Source organism: Rhodococcus sp. YH3-3 (assembly GCF_001653035.1).
Taxonomy (GTDB): Bacteria; Actinomycetota; Actinomycetes; order Mycobacteriales; family Mycobacteriaceae; genus Rhodococcus_F; species Rhodococcus_F qingshengii.
Window position 1 is genome coordinate 379,264 of sequence record NZ_BCWH01000001.1, and the last position, 15,841, is coordinate 395,104.

A 15,841-nucleotide genomic window follows, 5' to 3' on the forward strand; every position below is an offset into this window, starting at 1 on the left:
CGACGGGTCGTCCTGCCGGCAACCCGTCGGCACGTCCCGTCGTGACGGGAACGGCGGCTGCCGCAGCTACCGGTGGCGTCGCCGGCGCGGCAGCAGCCAAGGCTGTTACACCCTCGGGCGCAAATCCCAAGGCTGCAAACGCCACGGTCGCCAATCCCACGGTCGCTAATCCGAAAGCAAAAGCCGCCGCGATCGACGGGCCGACTCGGCACATCGATCGCAAGGATCTGCCGAAGGACATGCCTGACCTCTCCGAGGCCAAGCATCCGTTGCCTGCTGCGGTGAAGGGTGAGAAAACTCACGCCGTATCGGCCTCGGTCGTGGACGGTGCGCCACTGCGCGCAACGGTCCAGATCCGTCGTATCGACCCGTGGTCCACGCTCAAGATCACATCCGTGATCTCGGTGTCGCTGTTCTTTGTGTGGATGGTGGCCGTCGGACTGCTCTACGTGGTTCTCGACGGCATGGGCGTCTGGGATCGCCTGAACAACGCGTTCACCGACATCGTTGCCGACGGCGGCTCCGACGGTCTGGTGACGGCCGGCCAGGTGTTCGGCTACGCCGCGCTGATCGGCATCGCGAACATGGTGCTTTTCACGGCACTCGTCACGATCGGATCGTTCATCTACAACCTCTGCAGCGACCTGGTTGGCGGCGTAGAGGTAACTCTCGCCGACCGCGACTGACCTGCGAAAACATTGCTCCGCCGGGCCCGTTTTGGTGTCAGCGGCCCGGTGGGGTAATCTTTGGAATCGGTTCAGGGGCCTATAGCTCAGGTGGTTAGAGCGCTTTACTGATAATGAAGAGGTCGGAGGTTCAAGTCCTCCTAGGCCCACTCCCATGTGCCGAAGAAGGGTTGCTGGAATGAAGGTTTTCCTGCTTGTCGGGGCCGGAATTCTGGTAGCTCTCGGGGTCACCAAGCTGATCAAAAGTCAGCGCGGAGACAAGGTTTGGCACGATTTGGAAACAGGATAGAACCTAGGTACTCTGACTCCGGTCAGAAAACCGAACGGGGCCTTAGCTCAGTTGGTAGAGCGCTGCCTTTGCAAGGCAGATGTCAGGAGTTCGAATCTCCTAGGCTCCACAGTAAGAAAACACCCTCCCGGGATCCGGGAGGGTGTTTTTGTATGCCGATGTACCCGATCTCTGCTCGCCCCGGCCGGTGCCCGGCTTGTGTGGTTCCACCCCACCCGTTTTTGAGCGAACGGCACTTTCGGCGCACTGAAGGCGATGAACATGCCGTTCGCTCGGAGTGGGGTGGCCGGAACCGCGCCCACTATGGACCGTTCGTCCCGAATTCTCCGGAAAGTCTAGTGGTCATAACCAGCCGGGCGTAGCGTGAGGAGAACCCAATTTCAGGAGGTTCGTAGTGCTTCACAACGACATTCCCAGCCACGGTGAAATTGCCGCACTCGCGGAGGTGGAGGGGCCCACCTGCATCACCATCGTTACTCCGACTGAAGATGCGCCGCAGGATTACGACAAAGCGCGCATAGCCTTCAAGGACCAGGTCCGCTCGGCACTCGCATCGGTGGAGGATCCGGCCGAGCGCAAGCAGTTCGAGGCCGAATACGCAGAGCTCGACGACGACGATGATTTCTGGCGCTTCCAGTCGCGCTCATTGGTCACGTACGCGACGCCGGACCGTCTGGTGACCTTCCGCCTCCCCAACCGTCTGCAGGCGCTCGAAACGGTCAGCGATCGGTTTCATCTCAAGCCGCTGCTCCGTTCGGTGACGTTCCCCCAGACGGCGTTTGTTCTCGCTCTGGCAGAGGGTTCGGTGCGACTGATCGAGATCGCCGCCGATCAACCGGCCGACGAGGTTCGTGTTCAGGGAATGCCGAAGAACGCTGCGGATCACGCGGGCAAGTCGTCGATCAACAGTCGCACCGAGGCGGGTCGGCTCTCGGGTTCGGACAGCCGAAAGCTGCGCGTCAATCAGTACGCCCGCGCAGTCGATCACGAGGTCCGCGGTGTGCTCGCCGGCCGTGACGTCCCCTTGATTCTGGCCGCTGCGGAACCCATCGCGTCGGTGTATCGCTCCGTGAATTCGTACCGCCACCTGGTCGACAAAACCGTCGAGGGAAACCCCGAAGCCTTGTCGACGCAGGAAGTGGCGGACGGTTCGCGTCCGGCGCTCGACGACTTCCATGCCGAGCAGCTGGCGGCGGTGCGGGACACCTTCAATGTGCGCACGGAACAAGGTCGCACTCAAACCGACGTCGCCGACGTGGCAACAGCCGCGACGTACGGACAGGTCGACACCGCTTTCATCGACATCGATTCCGTCGTACCCGGAAGTCTCGATCCCCAGACGGGCGCTCTCACGACCGGTGAGTCGACCAACGGAAGCACCTACGGGGTCGTCGACGAGATCGCTCGTCGTGCGCTCCTGACGGGTGCGCGGGTGCTCGCTGTTCGCGCGGAGGACATTCCGGGCGGCGGCGCAGTTGCCGCGATTTTGCGCTTCGCCCCGTAAACAGACTGGACGCGTGTGCGCCTCGTGACCTGATTCGGGCACGGGGCGCATACGATTCCGGCATGAAACGTGTGTGGGAACGGCTGCGCCTCTATTGCAAGACGCTGCACCCGGTCGGGCTTGCCTTTGCTCTGGTCTTCTTCACCTGGTCGATGAGTCCGTCCCTGTTGCCGCGCGCGTGGTACCTGCAGGGCGTTGCGACGGGCATCTCGCTCGCGATGGGATACGGCGTCGGCGTGACGGTCGCCTGGATGATCCGCAAGTGCGGCGTCGAACCGCAGTGGTCGGATCGCACCAAGAAGATCGGCTGGCGAATCCTGTTGGTCGCGGCCGTCATTCTGGTGCCGACGTTCTTGGTCCTCGGTTCGTGGTGGCAGCAGATCGTTCGCGATCTCGTGGAAGCTCCACGCACCAATCAGGCGAATTATCTTCTGGTGCTGATGATTTCGCTCGGAATCTGGTTCATCCTGCTCGAGGCAGGCCGTGGTCTTCGTTTCACCACCAACAAGCTCACCGCCGTCGCACTTCGGTTCGTTCCCCTCGAGGCGGCGAAGGTCGGCAGCTTGATCGTCATCTTCGCCCTCGGCATCTTCATCGTGAACGGTGCGCTGTACAACGGGCTGATCGCATTCGCGAACTGGAGTTTCTCCGGTGCGGATCACGAAACACCGGACGGCATCGAACAGCCCATGATTGCAGAGCGCAGCGGTTCGCCGATGTCCGCCGAGGCTTGGGATTCTCTCGGCCAGGAGGGGCGCACCTTCATGGGTAGCGGTCCCACTGCAGCCGAGATCTCTGCATTGACCGGACGTGAAGCGAAGCAACCGATCCGGGTGTATGCCGGACGTGAATCCTCGGACTCGATCAACGGTGTCGCACAGCGGGTCGTCGACGAGTTGGAGCGCACCGGCGGATTCGACCGCGGAACCCTCGCAGTTGTCACGACCACCGGCCGCGGTTGGGTGAACGAGGACGTCGCGTCGGCGTTCGAGTACGTCGAGGGCGGGGACACGGCGATCGCGTCGATGCAGTACTCGTTTCTTCCGAGTCCGTTGGCCTTCATCGCCGACCGTGAGACGCCGATGATCGCCGGCCGCGCACTGTTCAACGCGGTGTACGCCAAGTGGATCGACCTGCCCGTGGAGACGCGACCGGAGCTGGTTGTCTTCGGTGAGAGCCTCGGCTCCTACGGTGGCCAGGCAGCATTTGCCGGCGCTCAGGACATGATGACGCGCGTCGACGGCGCACTGTGGGTCGGAACCCCCAACTTCACTGCTCAGTGGCAGGAAATCACGGACAGTCGTGACTCGGGCTCACCGGAGATTCTGCCGGTGATCGACGGTGGCCAGGCAATTCGGTTTGCCGGTGATCCGGAAGATCTGGAGCTGAAGTCGGACTGGGACGACGATCGCATCGTGTACTGGCAGCACGCCAGCGACCCGATCACGTGGTGGTCCTTCGACCTGCTGCTCAACAAGCCGGATTGGCTCAAAGAACCGCTGGGTCGCGACGTGGATCCGGGAATGACATGGGTTCCTCTCGTGACCTTCTGGCAGGTAACCCTCGACATGGTCTTCTCGGCTGACGTCCCGTCCGGGCACGGTCACAATTACGGCGAGGATGCAGCGGACATGTGGGCCAAGATCCTGCACCCCGAGGCCTGGACCTCGGCTGATACCGACAAGCTTCGTGCGCTGCTGACCACCAATCTGGAGCCCACGAAGTAGTCGTAAACGGTTGTATTTCAGCCTGTTAAGGCGAAAACCTCACGAAAAAGTGTTACGTGAGGTATGTGTTACTCTGCGTTCGCTGTGTGCCAAGCCACAGCGCAAGCGAACGTGGGGAGATCGAAACGTGAAGAGCAGAGCATGGTGGGCGGCCGGGGTCTCCGTCGCGGCACTGGTCATGGGTGCTGTGACGGCCCCTGCCGCAACGGCGGAGCCGGCGGATTTCTACACGCCGCCGGTCGAGCTTCCGGCAGGTGCCAACGGAGATCTCATCAAGAGTGAGCCGTCACCACTGCTGCTGAGCGTGCCCGGATCGAACGGTGCGTGGCCGGCAACCGCCACCAAGATCATGTACCGAAGCGAGGACGCCAAGGGCGCTCCCGTTGCCGTGACGGGCACCTATCTCGAACCGTCGAACCCGTGGACCGGGCAGGGGGCGCGTCCACTGGTTGCCGCAGCGGTGGGAACGCACGGGCAGGGCGATCAATGCGCTCCGTCCAAGCTGTTCAACACCGGTATCGAGTACCAGTTCCCGACGGACGTCATGGTCGGCTACGAGTCCATCTGGGTGAACACGTTGCTGCTCAACGGCATTGCCGTCGTTGTCACCGATTACGAGGGCCTCGGAACTCCGGGCGATCACACCTACGTCAACCGTGAAGCCGAAGCACACGCGGTTCTGGACTCGGTGCGAGCCGCTCAGCAACTCCCGAACACGAGCATTCCCGCCGACGGCCCCGTCGGACTGTGGGGTTACTCGCAAGGTGGTGGAGCTGCCGCTGCCGCAACGGAATTGAAGCCGTCGTACGCTCCGGAGCTTGATCTCAAGGGCACGTATGCAGGCGCTCCGCCCGCCGATCTGGCGGCGACGCTGCAGCAGGTCGACGGCACGTTCCTCACCGGAGTGATCGGATACGCGCTCAACGGGATCCTTGCCCAGTACCCCGAGGTTCAGCCGCTGCTCGACGCCGAGATCAACGATCGCGGCCGACAGATGTTGGCCGCCACCAAGAACCAGTGTGTCGCCGAAAGTGGATTGCAGTTCGGCTTCCAGCAGTCGTCGAGCTTCACCAATTCCGGTGAATCACTCTCCGCAGTTCTGGCGCGTCTACCCATGGCGCAGGCAATCCTCGACGAGCAGAAGATCGGCAAGCTGACGCCGGAGTCGCCCGTGCTCATTCAGCATGGCCGCTCCGACGACATCGTTCCGTTCGGCCAGGGACAGCAACTGGCGCGAGACTGGTGCGGCAAGGGCGCGACGGTGCAGTTCTCCGTCAACGAACTGCCCCCGATCATTCCGGGACTGGCAATCAATCACGCGACGCCGTACCTGGTGGGTACCCCGGAATCCGTCGGATACATGATCGATCGCTTCAACAACGTCCCGGCACCGTCCAACTGCTGAACGTGAACATCGAAAAGCCCCGGAACACAATCTGTTCCGGGGCTTTTCGTATCTCGACTAAGCGGTCTTCTCGGCGGAGTTCTCCTCGAGGCGAGGGGGTGCGGAAGCGACCGGCGGATGCTCGCGTCGGCGGCTCTTGAAGAACACCGCGCCACCGATCACCGCAACACCGGCGATGACGAACACGGTGACGCGCTTGCGACCGCGAGGCTTCTCGGTGCGTTCCGTGGATTTCGTGGGGATGGCCTTTGCGCGCTCGACGCCCTTCTTGGCGAGGACTTTGCCCTGACGACCCAGGAACAACCCGACCTGCCCAGCGCCGCGAGCGACCGACGTCGCGACCACCGCGGCGATACGGCGAGCGTTGTCGGCTGCCTCGGACTCCTTGATGCGAGCAGCTGTCTCTTCGAGGTAGGCGGCAGTCTCGTCGAAGGTGTCCTCGACGCGGGCGCGCGCGTGATCGAAGGTGTCGGGCAACTGCGTGCTGAGGGACTCGGTCACTCGTGTCATGACTTCACTTTGCCACAAGGGCTGTGCCGGGGTAGGTCGGTCGCAGATCGGACTTACGATGGATGAATGTCGACCTCCCCTGCACGGTCCCGTCGAAGCCCAGGCCGACCTGCGATTACGTCGACAGACGAGATTCTCGATGCAGCGGAACGGGTGGGTTTGGACCGCCTGACGCGGGCGGAGGTCGCACAGGTCCTGGGCGTTTCCGCTGCGACGATTCGCCATCACGTCGACTCGACCGATCGTCTGTACTCGTTGGCGTGTGCGAGAGCTTTCGGACGTCTGCAGTTGGATTCGGATTCGAAGTCCTGGCAGGACTACCTTCGGACGTTAGGTCAGCGGTTCGCTGAACTCGTGACTGCCACGCCTGGGCTCGAGGACTACGTGCTTCGAGGGCCTTACGAAGAGCGCACTCTGGAGCAGTTCGAGCGAATCATGAATGAGGTACTTCTACGGAAGCCTGAATTCGACCGTGCAACAGCACATTTGCTCGGCTCTCGGACACTGATCATTTCGGCGGCACTGCATACACCGGCGCGCAATCGTTACCCGGATTCGCAGTATCCGAAGCCGGACACTCTCTCGGCTGTTGTTTCCTGGACGCTCGACGCCTTCCTTGTCGGTGCCGAAACGATGATCGATTCCGGCCTCGTTCCTGCGGTCGTTCCAACTCCTGACGCGTCTTGGACTCACATTTCGGATCACTGATGCCCTTCCGGGATAGGAAGGTTAGGCAACCCACATTAATTATTGCTACTGTGGCAATTATGAATAGACACAGGTGGAGGCCAAGATTCCTCGGCGCGGCCGGGGCCGCGTTAGTGCTCGCCCTCGCTGGATGTTCGTCATCGAACACGAACCCGGACGCTGACGGAAGTCCCGCAGCGAGCGGAAGCTATCCGGTGACCGTGAGCACGGAATCCGGAGACGTGATCATCGAGTCGGCACCTGAACGGATCGTGACCTTGGGGAACCCGGCGTTCGAGAACGTCGTGGCGCTGGGATCGCACCCCGTGGCCGCGAGCGTGACCAACATCGACAAGCTTCCCTATCTGGCGGACTACGTGGGAAACGAGGCGCTCGACGAGTCCTTGGCTGACATCTATGCAGGGCAAGTGAATTTCGAGCGGATGCTTGCGGTCGAACCGGATCTCATCATCGCGCCTGCCTGGCCGGTTTTCACCGAGCCCGCCACGTTGGAGCGGCTCCGAACGATCGCTCCCACTTTGATATTCGACATGCAGGACGCAGACAACGATTGGAGAGTCGGCGTTCAGCAGGTCGCGGATGCGTTGGGCAAATCCGAGCAGGGTGGCGAGTTGATCACCTCGGCAGTCGACGAATTTACGGGTGTGGCTGAGTCGAACCCAGGACTTGCGAAGCGGCCGTACTCATTCGGGCTCTACTACAAGGAGCAGATTTCGTTGGGATCGGGCGGAAACATACTGCGCCTCTTCGGAATGAAGCCGGCGGAGGACCAAGCCGCGGTGGAATCGACGGGAACTCCGGTGACGTATTCGGGTGAGACTGCGGGTGACGTCGACGGTGAAGCGGTACTTCTGATGCCGTCACCACGGGATTCCATCGCGAACCTCGAACAATCGCCTTTCTGGGAGTCGAATCTGAAATCCCGCGTCGTATGGCTCAGTGATGCGCAGGGTGAGGCGATCAACAATGCGGGTGTACTTGGAAAGACGTGGCTGCCGGGAAACCTGGGTACCGCGTTGGGACAGTTGGGTTAGTCGAGCGTGGACAGGGCGAGAGAATCCCGGTTACCTGCGGGCATGGTCATGACCGTTGCCTCGATTGCCGAGGTTGAACAGCGAACGGACGACACCGTTCGAGTTGTGTTGCAGTCGAGCGAGTTCGGAAACCTGAGCGTTCGTGGGGCCGCGCCGGTGTTCAAGTTGTTCGTGCCTCGGGAGCCGGCGGACGAGATGATGCTCCCCACCTTGGGGTCGGACAAACTCGCGGTTCCCAGTTGGGAGGCCGACCCCCGGCGTCCGATCGGGCGTTCCTACACAGCAATCGATTTCAATCCTGGCGATCGAAGGATCACGTTCGATGTCATGGATCTTGGGAAGCCGGGTTGGTGGCTCAACCGGACGGGCGTAGGCAGTCGCGTTGGGGTGATCGGATTCAAACACGAACTCGTCCTTGTTCCGGGCGTCACTGACGTCGTTGCAGTCGGCGACAGATCTGCGCGCCCTGCTGTCGGATCCTTGACGAATCTCGCCGAACAAGTCCGAATACACAGTTTCACGGGTCCGTCAGGCGAGCACGGATTCCCTGATATCGAGTGGGTGGACATAGTCGATCGGACCAAGGCGCAGACAGAATCGACAATGTTGTGGATCGGCGGAGAGAAAAGCTGTGTCGCCCGCTTGCGCAACCAAGCGATCGAAAACGGCCTACCGCCGTCCCGGATTGTCGCATTGCCGTACTGGTCGGCGGGGCGAACGCGCGACGAGTTCGATCATGCTCTGTACCGGCTGTACCAACGCGCAGCTGCGGACGGAATCGACATTTCCGATCCGGTCGTTGCCGCCGACATCGAACTGCAGTGACGCATGCCCCGTCGCACGGAATTGGCAGGCTCACATCCACGAGAACGCTGGCAATGGCACGATGGTGGTGTGACTTCAACTCATCAGACCGCAACCGCAACGCTGCACACGAACCGCGGCGACATCAAGATCGCTCTGTTCGGCAACCATGCGCCGAAGACCGTCGAGAACTTCGTCGGCCTCGCCGACGGCTCGAAGGAGTACACCACCGCAAACGCCGCCGGCACCAAGACCGGCCCGTTCTACGACGGTGCCATCTTCCACCGCGTCATCGACGGCTTCATGATCCAGGGTGGCGACCCCACCGGAACCGGCACCGGCGGCCCGGGCTACAAGTTCGGTGACGAGTTCCACCCGGAACTGCAGTTCGACCGCTCCTACCTGCTGGCCATGGCCAACGCAGGCCCGGGAACCAACGGCTCGCAGTTCTTCATCACCACCGGCCCGACGCCGCACCTGAACCGTCGCCACACCATCTTCGGTGAGGTTCTCGACGACGATTCCAAGAAGGTTGTCGACGCTATCTCCTCCACCGCCGTCGATCGTGGCGATCGTCCGGTCGAGCCCGTCGTGATCAACAGCATCACCATCTCCTGAACAGGTAAAACAAGCAGATGACGAACCCCGGTTGGGGCGGCGGTGCGAGTGAGGGCATCCCGCCCCAACCGCGGTGCGTCCGCCATCCAGATCGACCTACCGCACTTTCCTGCAATCGTTGTGGACGTCCGGCGTGCCCGGACTGCCTCCGCGAGGCGGCGGTGGGATACCAATGTGTTGACTGTGTAGCTGCCGGTCAGCGTGATGTCCGTCCCGTTCGGGGCGTCGCCGGAAACACCGTGAGCCCCACCCGTGCGGTCCCGGTCGTGACGTACACCTTGATGGGGCTCAACGTCCTGGCGTTCCTCGCCACCTTCGCACAGTCGCGAAGCATCATGAACAATCAGGTCGGCTCGTCGATCTTCGCGAACTGGGCACTCAATCCGGGTCTGGTCGCCAGCGGTGACTGGTTCCGGCTCATCGGCTCCGGGTTCTTGCACTTCGGCATCTTGCACCTCGCGGTCAACATGTACGCCCTCTACATCCTGGGGCGCGACACCGAAATCGTGATGGGCCGCTCCCGGTACGTCGGCATCTACCTGGTTTCGCTCCTCGGCGGTTCCGCCTCGGTGATGGCGTTCCAGCCGGTGTTCTCCTCGCTCACGGCCCTGTCCTGGACCGCTGGAGCGTCGGGAGCGATCTTCGGCATCATGGGCGCACAGGCCGTCCTTCTATTGCGTTTGCGTCGAAGCCCGCTCCCGATCATCTCGGTGATCGCGATCAATGTGATCATCAGCATTTCGCTGCCCGGGATCTCGTTCTGGGGTCACGCGGGAGGTCTGGTGGCAGGTGCCGCAACGGCCGCTGCCTTCCTGTACGCCCCGCAGTGGTTGGGCGCCGGTGAGAACCGCGTGAAAGCAGTGCGTATCGGCTGGATCGCTTTTGGTGCCGTCACCGTGGTGACAATCGGAGTCATCGTGCTCCGCGTCGTCCAACTGCGCGAACAGCTGGGAATCAGCTAGCAAGAATCCTAGGGCCCAGCCGTTCTATGGATCAGCCGCCGATGATGGACTCGCAGGCGAACGTGATCTCGAAGCTCGACGTCTCCGTCGGGTTGCCCTTGTCCCGGGCGCCGATTCCCTCGCCCGTCACCACGAAGGTATTGCCGTCCTGCTTGGCACTGGCAGATCCGCCGGGCAGTCCCGGTGCGAATCCGGCGGTGTACGGCAGACCGTTCGATCCACCCTCGCTTCCGGCGATTCCAGCAGTCTGAACCGTGCCGGATTCATCGACGATGGCCGAGACGGTCAACATGCCGTAGGTGGGATTTTCCGCGTCGAGCAGTGTCATAACTGTCGTGCCGCCGTCCTTTGCGCACTTCGTCTCGAATTTGGCGTCGAGTGTCTTCCCGCCGACGGTGGCCGAGGATGTAGCGGACGAGGCGCCGGCAGCGCTCTTGTCGGAGTTGGTCTTGTCGGAGTCGCTGCCGCAGGCGGAGGCGAATAGAGCGACCGCCGCGATGGTGGCAGCGACTGCGGTGGAGGACCGGCGGGTCATCGTGGTCCGAACCAACTTCGTCATGTTCTGTCCTTCAAGTCACGCGGTGCGTCCGCACTTGCTCTGGCTGTTTCGCCGACAACACTAGCCAGTGACTTGGTGCTCGTAGCTCTAAACCCCCAGCTCAGACGGGTTTGTCGCCTTCGACTGTTCAGGGACGTTCGTCGGGCTGCCCGGGATCATCTGTCGGATCTTTGGGAGCAATCGCACATGCAGAGACGGCTTCTGTAGAGATTGTCCACATAGGTTGGGCTCGGTCGTGCTTCTACTGTGGCTTGAGTCACTTCGTAGATAGCAACGCTGACCTTTTCCGAGGAGTACCCCTGCAATGACCTCCACCGATAGCACCACCACTGACGGTGGGGTTGCGCCGAGCGAGATCGAAACTCGCGTGGTGAAGAAGGTAGCGCGCCGGCTGATTCCCTTCCTGATCCTGCTCTATTTCGTGAACTATCTGGATCGTACGAACATCGCTTTCGCCAAGCTCACCATGAGCGCCGACCTCGGTATGACCGAGACGATGTTCGGGCTCGCATCCGGACTCTTCTTCGTCGGCTATCTGTTGTTCGAGGTGCCGAGCAACCTGGCCCTGCACCGCTTCGGCGCCCGGCTGTGGATCGCGCGGATCATGCTCACCTGGGGCATCCTCGCCGCTGCGCTGGCATTCGTGCCCAACGTGGGTAGCCTCTATTTCCTCCGCATACTGCTGGGAATCGCCGAGGCCGGCTTCTTCCCCGGAGTTCTTCTCTACCTGACCTTCTGGTTCCCGAAGAAGTACCGCGTACGCCTGATGGGCTTGTTCCTGCTGACACTTCCGCTCTCGTCGGCGCTCGGTGCCCCGCTCTCGGCGGCCATCATCCAGTACGGCGACGGCCTGTTCGGGTTGGCCGGATGGCGCGTGATGTACCTGATCGAGGGTCTGCCCGCCGTGATCTTGGCGTTTGTCGTCTGGTTCTACCTCACCGACCGTCCCGCCGACGCGAAGTGGTTGACCCTCGAGGAGCGCACCTGGCTGATGAAGTCGATGGCCGACGAGGAGAAAGAACTCGGCGACGCCGGTCACCAGTCGGCCGGCAAAACCCTGCGTGATCCCCGCGTCATCGGTTTCGGTCTGGTCTACTTCGGAATCACGTACGGCCTTTACGCTTTGAGCTTCTTCCTGCCCAGCATCGTCGCGGGATTCAAGCAGACGTTCAACACCGATTTCTCGCTCGTCGAGACAGGCCTGATCGTGGCCGTCCCCTACGCGATCGGCGCTGTCGCGATGGTGCTGTGGAGCCGCCATTCCGACAAGACCGGTGAACGAATGTGGCACGTTGCAGCCCCGACGCTCCTGGGCGCGGTATCCATTCCGATTGCGCTGTACCTGGATTCACCGTTCACCGTCATGATCGCGGTCTCGCTCACCGCCGTCGGCGTGCTGTGTGCACTCCCCGTATTCTGGTACCTTCCCACCACGTTCCTGACGGGTGCCAGCGCGGCCGCGGGCATCGCCATGATCAACTCGATCGGCAACGCGTCGGGCTTCGGTGCTCCGTACATCACCGGCTGGCTCACCGATGTGACCGGAAATGCCAAGGCAGGACTGTGGGTGGTGGGCGCCGTGATGCTCTGTGCCGCAATCCTTGTGGTGGCACTGGCAAAGCGATCGAGCAAGCCCGCTCAGATCTGACCGAGTTTCCCGGCACTGGCACGCAGCCGGATCAGGAGCGCAAGATCGAGCGCCTGGTCCGGCTGACGCCACTGTGTACCGATCAATCGGTCGATCGACTCGAGCCGTTGGTACAGAGTGTTGGCGTGAATCGCGAGCGCGGCGGCGGTCGCGGAGTGCTTGCAATTGTGTGACAGGTACGACGCGAGGGTGTCCAATAGCGGAACGCCGCGTCGTTGCTCCTCCTCGAGGAGAGGACCGAGGGAACGCTCTGTCAGGGCTTCCAGTTCTTCGCGGCCGGTGCGGCTGAGGAGAATTCGGTAGATGCCGAGTGAACTTGCCGGTTCCACGTGGGAGGCCCGACCGAGAGTCTCGAGGACGTCGACGGTGTGCTGTGCCTCGACATACGCCCGCGCCAGACCTTCCGCTCCCACCGCGGGATCGGCGATTCCCACTGTCGGGTTCTCCGCCGGCTGAACCCACGCCGCCGCAACTGCTGCCGGTGACATTCCGGGAATCAGTGCGATGACTCGTGAACCATGTTCGGCAACAACGGTTCCCGAGGGGAATGCAATTTCCTCGATACTGCGACGCGCACGGTCGACGGCGTCGGCCGGGCGGGCCACCACGACGGTGTACGAGCGGTCAGGATTGAGCCCGGCCAGGCGGAACTGACCGGTGACCTCGGCCGGCGTCGGCGCAGGCCTGGTGATCAGATCGACCAGAAATGCATCGCGTGCTCGGCGGGTGGCTTCCCGGGCTGCCCGTTCGCCGACCAGTGCCAGCGCAATGGCGGGAGCAGACCTTTCGAGTGCCAATCTCATGGCGGCGGTGGGTTCCTGGCGCGAGAGTAGGAACAGAACTCCGAGTTGGTCACCGGCACTGCGTACTTCGGTGGCGAACAGGAACTGCTCACCGACGATAAGCGTCACTTCCTGCTCGCGTCGGTCGGCAGCAAGGATGTCGAAAACCCGATGAACACTCTCGCTCACCCGTTGCAGTCCCGGTGGGATCTCGGATGTCCCGGTCACGAAAAACACCGGCGAACCCGTCGACGCCGAGGTTTCCTCCACGAGTTCGCGCACACCGCCGCCGCGCAGGACAACCTGAGTGAGCGAACGATCCCAAGTCAGTGTCTGTTCGAGAAGTGCTGTGCGCTCGGCAAGTTCGGTGTTCGCGGCGTTCACTTCCGCAACCGTCGCGCGATAGCGTTCGAGAGAACGGGCATTCTCGATGGCCACCGAGGCATGGGCTGCGAGTGCGGACAGCAACGCAACTTCTTCATTGCCGAATCGACGCTCCTGACGTTTGCACGCGCACAAGGCACCCAGGATCTTGCCGTTCAAAGTCAGCGGCACAGCCAGCAGGCCGCGCATGTTCTCGGCTCGCGCTGCGTCGTCGGCCGGTCCGATGTGTGCAAACGAGGGATCGTTTCGGTAGTCGGGAGACCAAGCAGGAGAGGAGTTCTCGACCACGCGACCGATGAGGCCTTCACGGAACGGAACTGTGAGGCCGAGCAGTTGCGACGTGTACGCCCCGCTCGTGACTTCGATGATCAAGATGTCGTCATGAATGAGAGCAAGGTACGAAAGGTCGACGCCGAGTAGTCGTTTGGCCTGATCCACGATCTCCTGCAGGAGGGCGTGGTGATCGTGCATCGTGGTCAGCAGTGACGCGATGTCGTTGAGTGCCCCGAGTTCGGTGGCGCGCTGTCGGCGCTGAGCCAGGAGACTTCGTAGTTGAAGTGCCGATCGGGCTTCTCGCTCGATTTCGGCGGCGGCCTCGGGGCCTGACCCAGCGGCCAACTGATCGCGGTGTTCGATCAGTTCCTCGGTGGATGCCTCGGCCAGGAGAAGCTGTAGCCAGTTCTCGTGCATCCGCGCTCCCTTGTCAGGCCAACTTGTCAGGCCAACGATGAGTATGGAGAGAATGTCCATACGGTTTCCGGTTTCTCGGAGTAAATCTACATGGGGTGGTGTAGCGGCCGTCACTATCGTGGAGGCATGACACTCCTCGAGGCGCTCGGCTCGCAGATCGATGCGGATCGACTGATCACCGACCCCGACATCATGGCGAGCTACATCCACGACGACGCCGAGTGGGCTCCCTACGAGATGCCGGTCGCAGTGGTCCGCCCGCGCACAGCCGAGCAGGTACAGACAGTTGTGCAGGCGTGCATCGCCCACGGTGCGCCCGTCGTCACGCGCGGCGCCGGCACCGGTCTGTCGGGTGGAGCCAACGCGGTCGCCGGCGGCGTAGTGATCGCATTCGACGCGATGAACGCCATCAAGGAGATCAACACCCTCGAGCGTTTGGCCGTGGTCGAACCCGGAGTGGTCAACGATCACCTCCGCGACGCCTGCGCCGAGCACGGCCTCTGGTATCCACCCGATCCGGCGAGCGCACCCTGGTCGACGATCGGCGGCAACGTCGCGACCAATGCCGGCGGCCTGTGCTGCGTCAAGTACGGCGTCACCAAGGACTACGTACTGGGCATGCAGGTGGTCACCGGAACCGGTGAGCTGGTTCGGCTCGGGCGTCGAACTGCCAAGGGAGTGGCTGGGGTTGATCTCTCGGCACTCATGGTCGGCTCCGAAGGCACTCTCGGGGTGATCACCGAGGTGACCGTCAAGCTTCGTCCTCAGCGCGATCCCGAACGCACCATCGTCGGATACTTCGACTCCATCGTTGCTGCGGGCAAGGCCGTCGAAGCCGTCGCCGCAGACGGTCTCACGCCGTCGGCCCTCGAGTTGATCGATCGGCAGTGCCTGCTTGCCGTCGATGCCTGGAAGAACATGGGCCTCTCGGCCGATGCCGAGGTGGTCCTGCTCGGCCGAATCGACACACCGGGCGAGATCGGCGACGCCGAAGCCGAGCGAATGTTGGCCTGTTTCAACCGTTCCGGGGCTACCTGGAGCGCGAGATCCACCGACCAGGAGGAAGCCGACGCCCTGTTCTCCGCCCGGCGTCTGGCATACCCCGCCCTCGAGCGGCTCGGCCCGGTGCTCACCGAGGACATCTGTGTCCCCAAGGCGGCGGTTCCGGAGATGTTGGCGCGCATCGAGGCCATCTCGGCCCGGCACGACACGCACATCGCGAACATCGCGCACGCGGGTGACGGCAACCTGCACCCGCTGCTGATCACGCCACACGACGACGAAGCGGCGCGGAGGCGCGCTCAGGCCGCTTTTGCCGAGATCATCGACAACGCCCTCGAGTTGGGCGGAACCGTCACCGGTGAGCACGGCGTCGGCCTACTGAAGATGGGTGGCCTGGCACAGGAACTGTCACCGGCCGTCGTCGCGATGCATCATGCAATCAAGGGCGCACTCGACCCTCACGGAATCATGAACCCCGGCAAGGTGATCTGAAAGGCCGGGTGATCTGAAGGCCGGCTCCGTAACCGAA

Annotated in this window: 14 protein-coding genes and 2 tRNA genes; 13 read left to right on the top strand and 3 right to left on the bottom strand. The window is 62.5% G+C overall.

The genetic code is table 11. The features are described from left to right. The 6 genes from YH3_RS01870 to YH3_RS01895 form a co-directional block, all read left to right on the top strand. A partial coding sequence (locus YH3_RS01870; protein ID WP_193777141.1) for a DUF3566 domain-containing protein occupies positions 1-686 on the top strand: 686 nt, incomplete at its 5' end. A 75-nt stretch (positions 687-761) separates the two neighbouring features. Beyond that, positions 762-835: transfer RNA gene (locus YH3_RS01875), tRNA-Ile, on the top strand. A gap of 176 nt (positions 836-1,011) precedes the next feature. Next, a tRNA-Ala gene (locus tag YH3_RS01880) sits at positions 1,012-1,084 on the top strand. A 285-nt stretch (positions 1,085-1,369) separates the two neighbouring features. Next, positions 1,370-2,479, top strand: a complete 1,110-nt coding sequence (locus YH3_RS01885) for a hypothetical protein (protein ID WP_047272674.1) — start codon at positions 1,370-1,372, stop codon at positions 2,477-2,479. Between the two features lie 62 nt (positions 2,480-2,541). After that, positions 2,542-4,206 carry an alpha/beta-hydrolase family protein gene (locus YH3_RS01890; protein WP_007729186.1) on the top strand — a complete coding sequence of 555 codons (1,665 nt, stop codon included), beginning with the start codon at positions 2,542-2,544 and terminating at the stop codon, positions 4,204-4,206. 127 nt (positions 4,207-4,333) lie between these two features. Next, a complete protein-coding gene (locus YH3_RS01895) occupies positions 4,334-5,611 on the top strand; it encodes a lipase family protein (RefSeq protein ID WP_047272675.1) in 1,278 nt (425 codons plus the stop codon). 57 nt (positions 5,612-5,668) lie between these two features. Here the strand turns inward: YH3_RS01895 and YH3_RS01900 are convergent, their stop codons facing one another. After that, entirely contained in the window at positions 5,669-6,121 is a 453-nt protein-coding gene (locus YH3_RS01900) for a hypothetical protein (RefSeq protein WP_039973062.1), read from the bottom strand. Between the two features lie 66 nt (positions 6,122-6,187). Between YH3_RS01900 and YH3_RS01905 the strand changes: the two genes are divergently transcribed. The 5 genes from YH3_RS01905 to YH3_RS01925 all read left to right on the top strand — a co-directional run bounded on the left by YH3_RS01905 (position 6,188) and on the right by YH3_RS01925 (position 10,247). Beyond that, positions 6,188-6,829, top strand: coding sequence for a TetR/AcrR family transcriptional regulator (locus YH3_RS01905; protein ID WP_154100273.1), 642 nt, complete (start codon positions 6,188-6,190; stop codon positions 6,827-6,829). Between the two features lie 200 nt (positions 6,830-7,029). Next, the gene (locus tag YH3_RS01910; RefSeq protein ID WP_157770410.1) at positions 7,030-7,863 is read left to right on the top strand and encodes an ABC transporter substrate-binding protein; all 834 of its coding nucleotides are present in this window, start codon (positions 7,030-7,032) and stop codon (positions 7,861-7,863) included. A 42-nt stretch (positions 7,864-7,905) separates the two neighbouring features. Beyond that, positions 7,906-8,688 carry a siderophore-interacting protein gene (locus tag YH3_RS01915; RefSeq protein ID WP_003942462.1) on the top strand — a complete coding sequence of 261 codons (783 nt, stop codon included), beginning with the start codon at positions 7,906-7,908 and terminating at the stop codon, positions 8,686-8,688. A 69-nt stretch (positions 8,689-8,757) separates the two neighbouring features. Continuing rightward, entirely contained in the window at positions 8,758-9,285 is a 528-nt protein-coding gene (locus tag YH3_RS01920; RefSeq protein ID WP_007729190.1) for a peptidylprolyl isomerase, read from the top strand. 17 nt (positions 9,286-9,302) lie between these two features. After that, positions 9,303-10,247, top strand: coding sequence for a rhomboid family intramembrane serine protease (locus YH3_RS01925; protein ID WP_064442893.1), 945 nt, complete (start codon positions 9,303-9,305; stop codon positions 10,245-10,247). Positions 10,248-10,278: 31 nt separating this feature from the next. Here the strand turns inward: YH3_RS01925 and YH3_RS01930 are convergent, their stop codons facing one another. Continuing rightward, positions 10,279-10,806 carry a lipoprotein LpqH gene (locus YH3_RS01930; protein WP_064442894.1) on the bottom strand — a complete coding sequence of 176 codons (528 nt, stop codon included), beginning with the start codon at positions 10,804-10,806 and terminating at the stop codon, positions 10,279-10,281. Positions 10,807-11,110: 304 nt separating this feature from the next. Between YH3_RS01930 and YH3_RS01935 the strand changes: the two genes are divergently transcribed. Next, entirely contained in the window at positions 11,111-12,454 is a 1,344-nt protein-coding gene (locus YH3_RS01935; RefSeq protein ID WP_007729201.1) for an MFS transporter, read from the top strand. On the opposite strand, the gene YH3_RS01940 is transcribed toward YH3_RS01935, so the two are convergent. Beyond that, positions 12,445-14,310: a GAF domain-containing protein gene (locus tag YH3_RS01940; RefSeq protein ID WP_064443452.1), complete on the bottom strand. Its 1,866-nt coding sequence runs from the start codon at positions 14,308-14,310 to the stop codon at positions 12,445-12,447. The genes YH3_RS01935 and YH3_RS01940 overlap by 10 nt on opposite strands. Before the next feature lie 126 nt (positions 14,311-14,436). Between YH3_RS01940 and YH3_RS01945 the strand changes: the two genes are divergently transcribed. Continuing rightward, positions 14,437-15,804 carry an FAD-binding oxidoreductase gene (locus YH3_RS01945; RefSeq protein WP_238592504.1) on the top strand — a complete coding sequence of 456 codons (1,368 nt, stop codon included), beginning with the start codon at positions 14,437-14,439 and terminating at the stop codon, positions 15,802-15,804. Positions 15,805-15,841: the final 37 nt, after the last annotated feature.

Excerpts from the sequence above, each read along its gene's own strand:
- YH3_RS01890 (WP_007729186.1), top strand. The coding sequence starts at position 2,542 with ATGAAACGTGTGTGGGAACGGCTGCGCCTCTATTGCAAGACGCTGCAC.
- YH3_RS01900 (WP_039973062.1), bottom strand. The coding sequence starts at position 6,121 with ATGACACGAGTGACCGAGTCCCTCAGCACGCAGTTGCCCGACACCTTC.
- YH3_RS01905 (WP_154100273.1), top strand. The coding sequence starts at position 6,188 with ATGTCGACCTCCCCTGCACGGTCCCGTCGAAGCCCAGGCCGACCTGCG.
- YH3_RS01915 (WP_003942462.1), top strand. The coding sequence starts at position 7,906 with ATGGTCATGACCGTTGCCTCGATTGCCGAGGTTGAACAGCGAACGGAC.
- YH3_RS01925 (WP_064442893.1), top strand. The coding sequence starts at position 9,303 with ATGACGAACCCCGGTTGGGGCGGCGGTGCGAGTGAGGGCATCCCGCCC.
- YH3_RS01930 (WP_064442894.1), bottom strand. The coding sequence starts at position 10,806 with ATGACGAAGTTGGTTCGGACCACGATGACCCGCCGGTCCTCCACCGCA.
- YH3_RS01935 (WP_007729201.1), top strand. The coding sequence starts at position 11,111 with ATGACCTCCACCGATAGCACCACCACTGACGGTGGGGTTGCGCCGAGC.
- YH3_RS01940 (WP_064443452.1), bottom strand. The coding sequence starts at position 14,310 with ATGCACGAGAACTGGCTACAGCTTCTCCTGGCCGAGGCATCCACCGAG.
- YH3_RS01945 (WP_238592504.1), top strand. The coding sequence starts at position 14,437 with ATGACACTCCTCGAGGCGCTCGGCTCGCAGATCGATGCGGATCGACTG.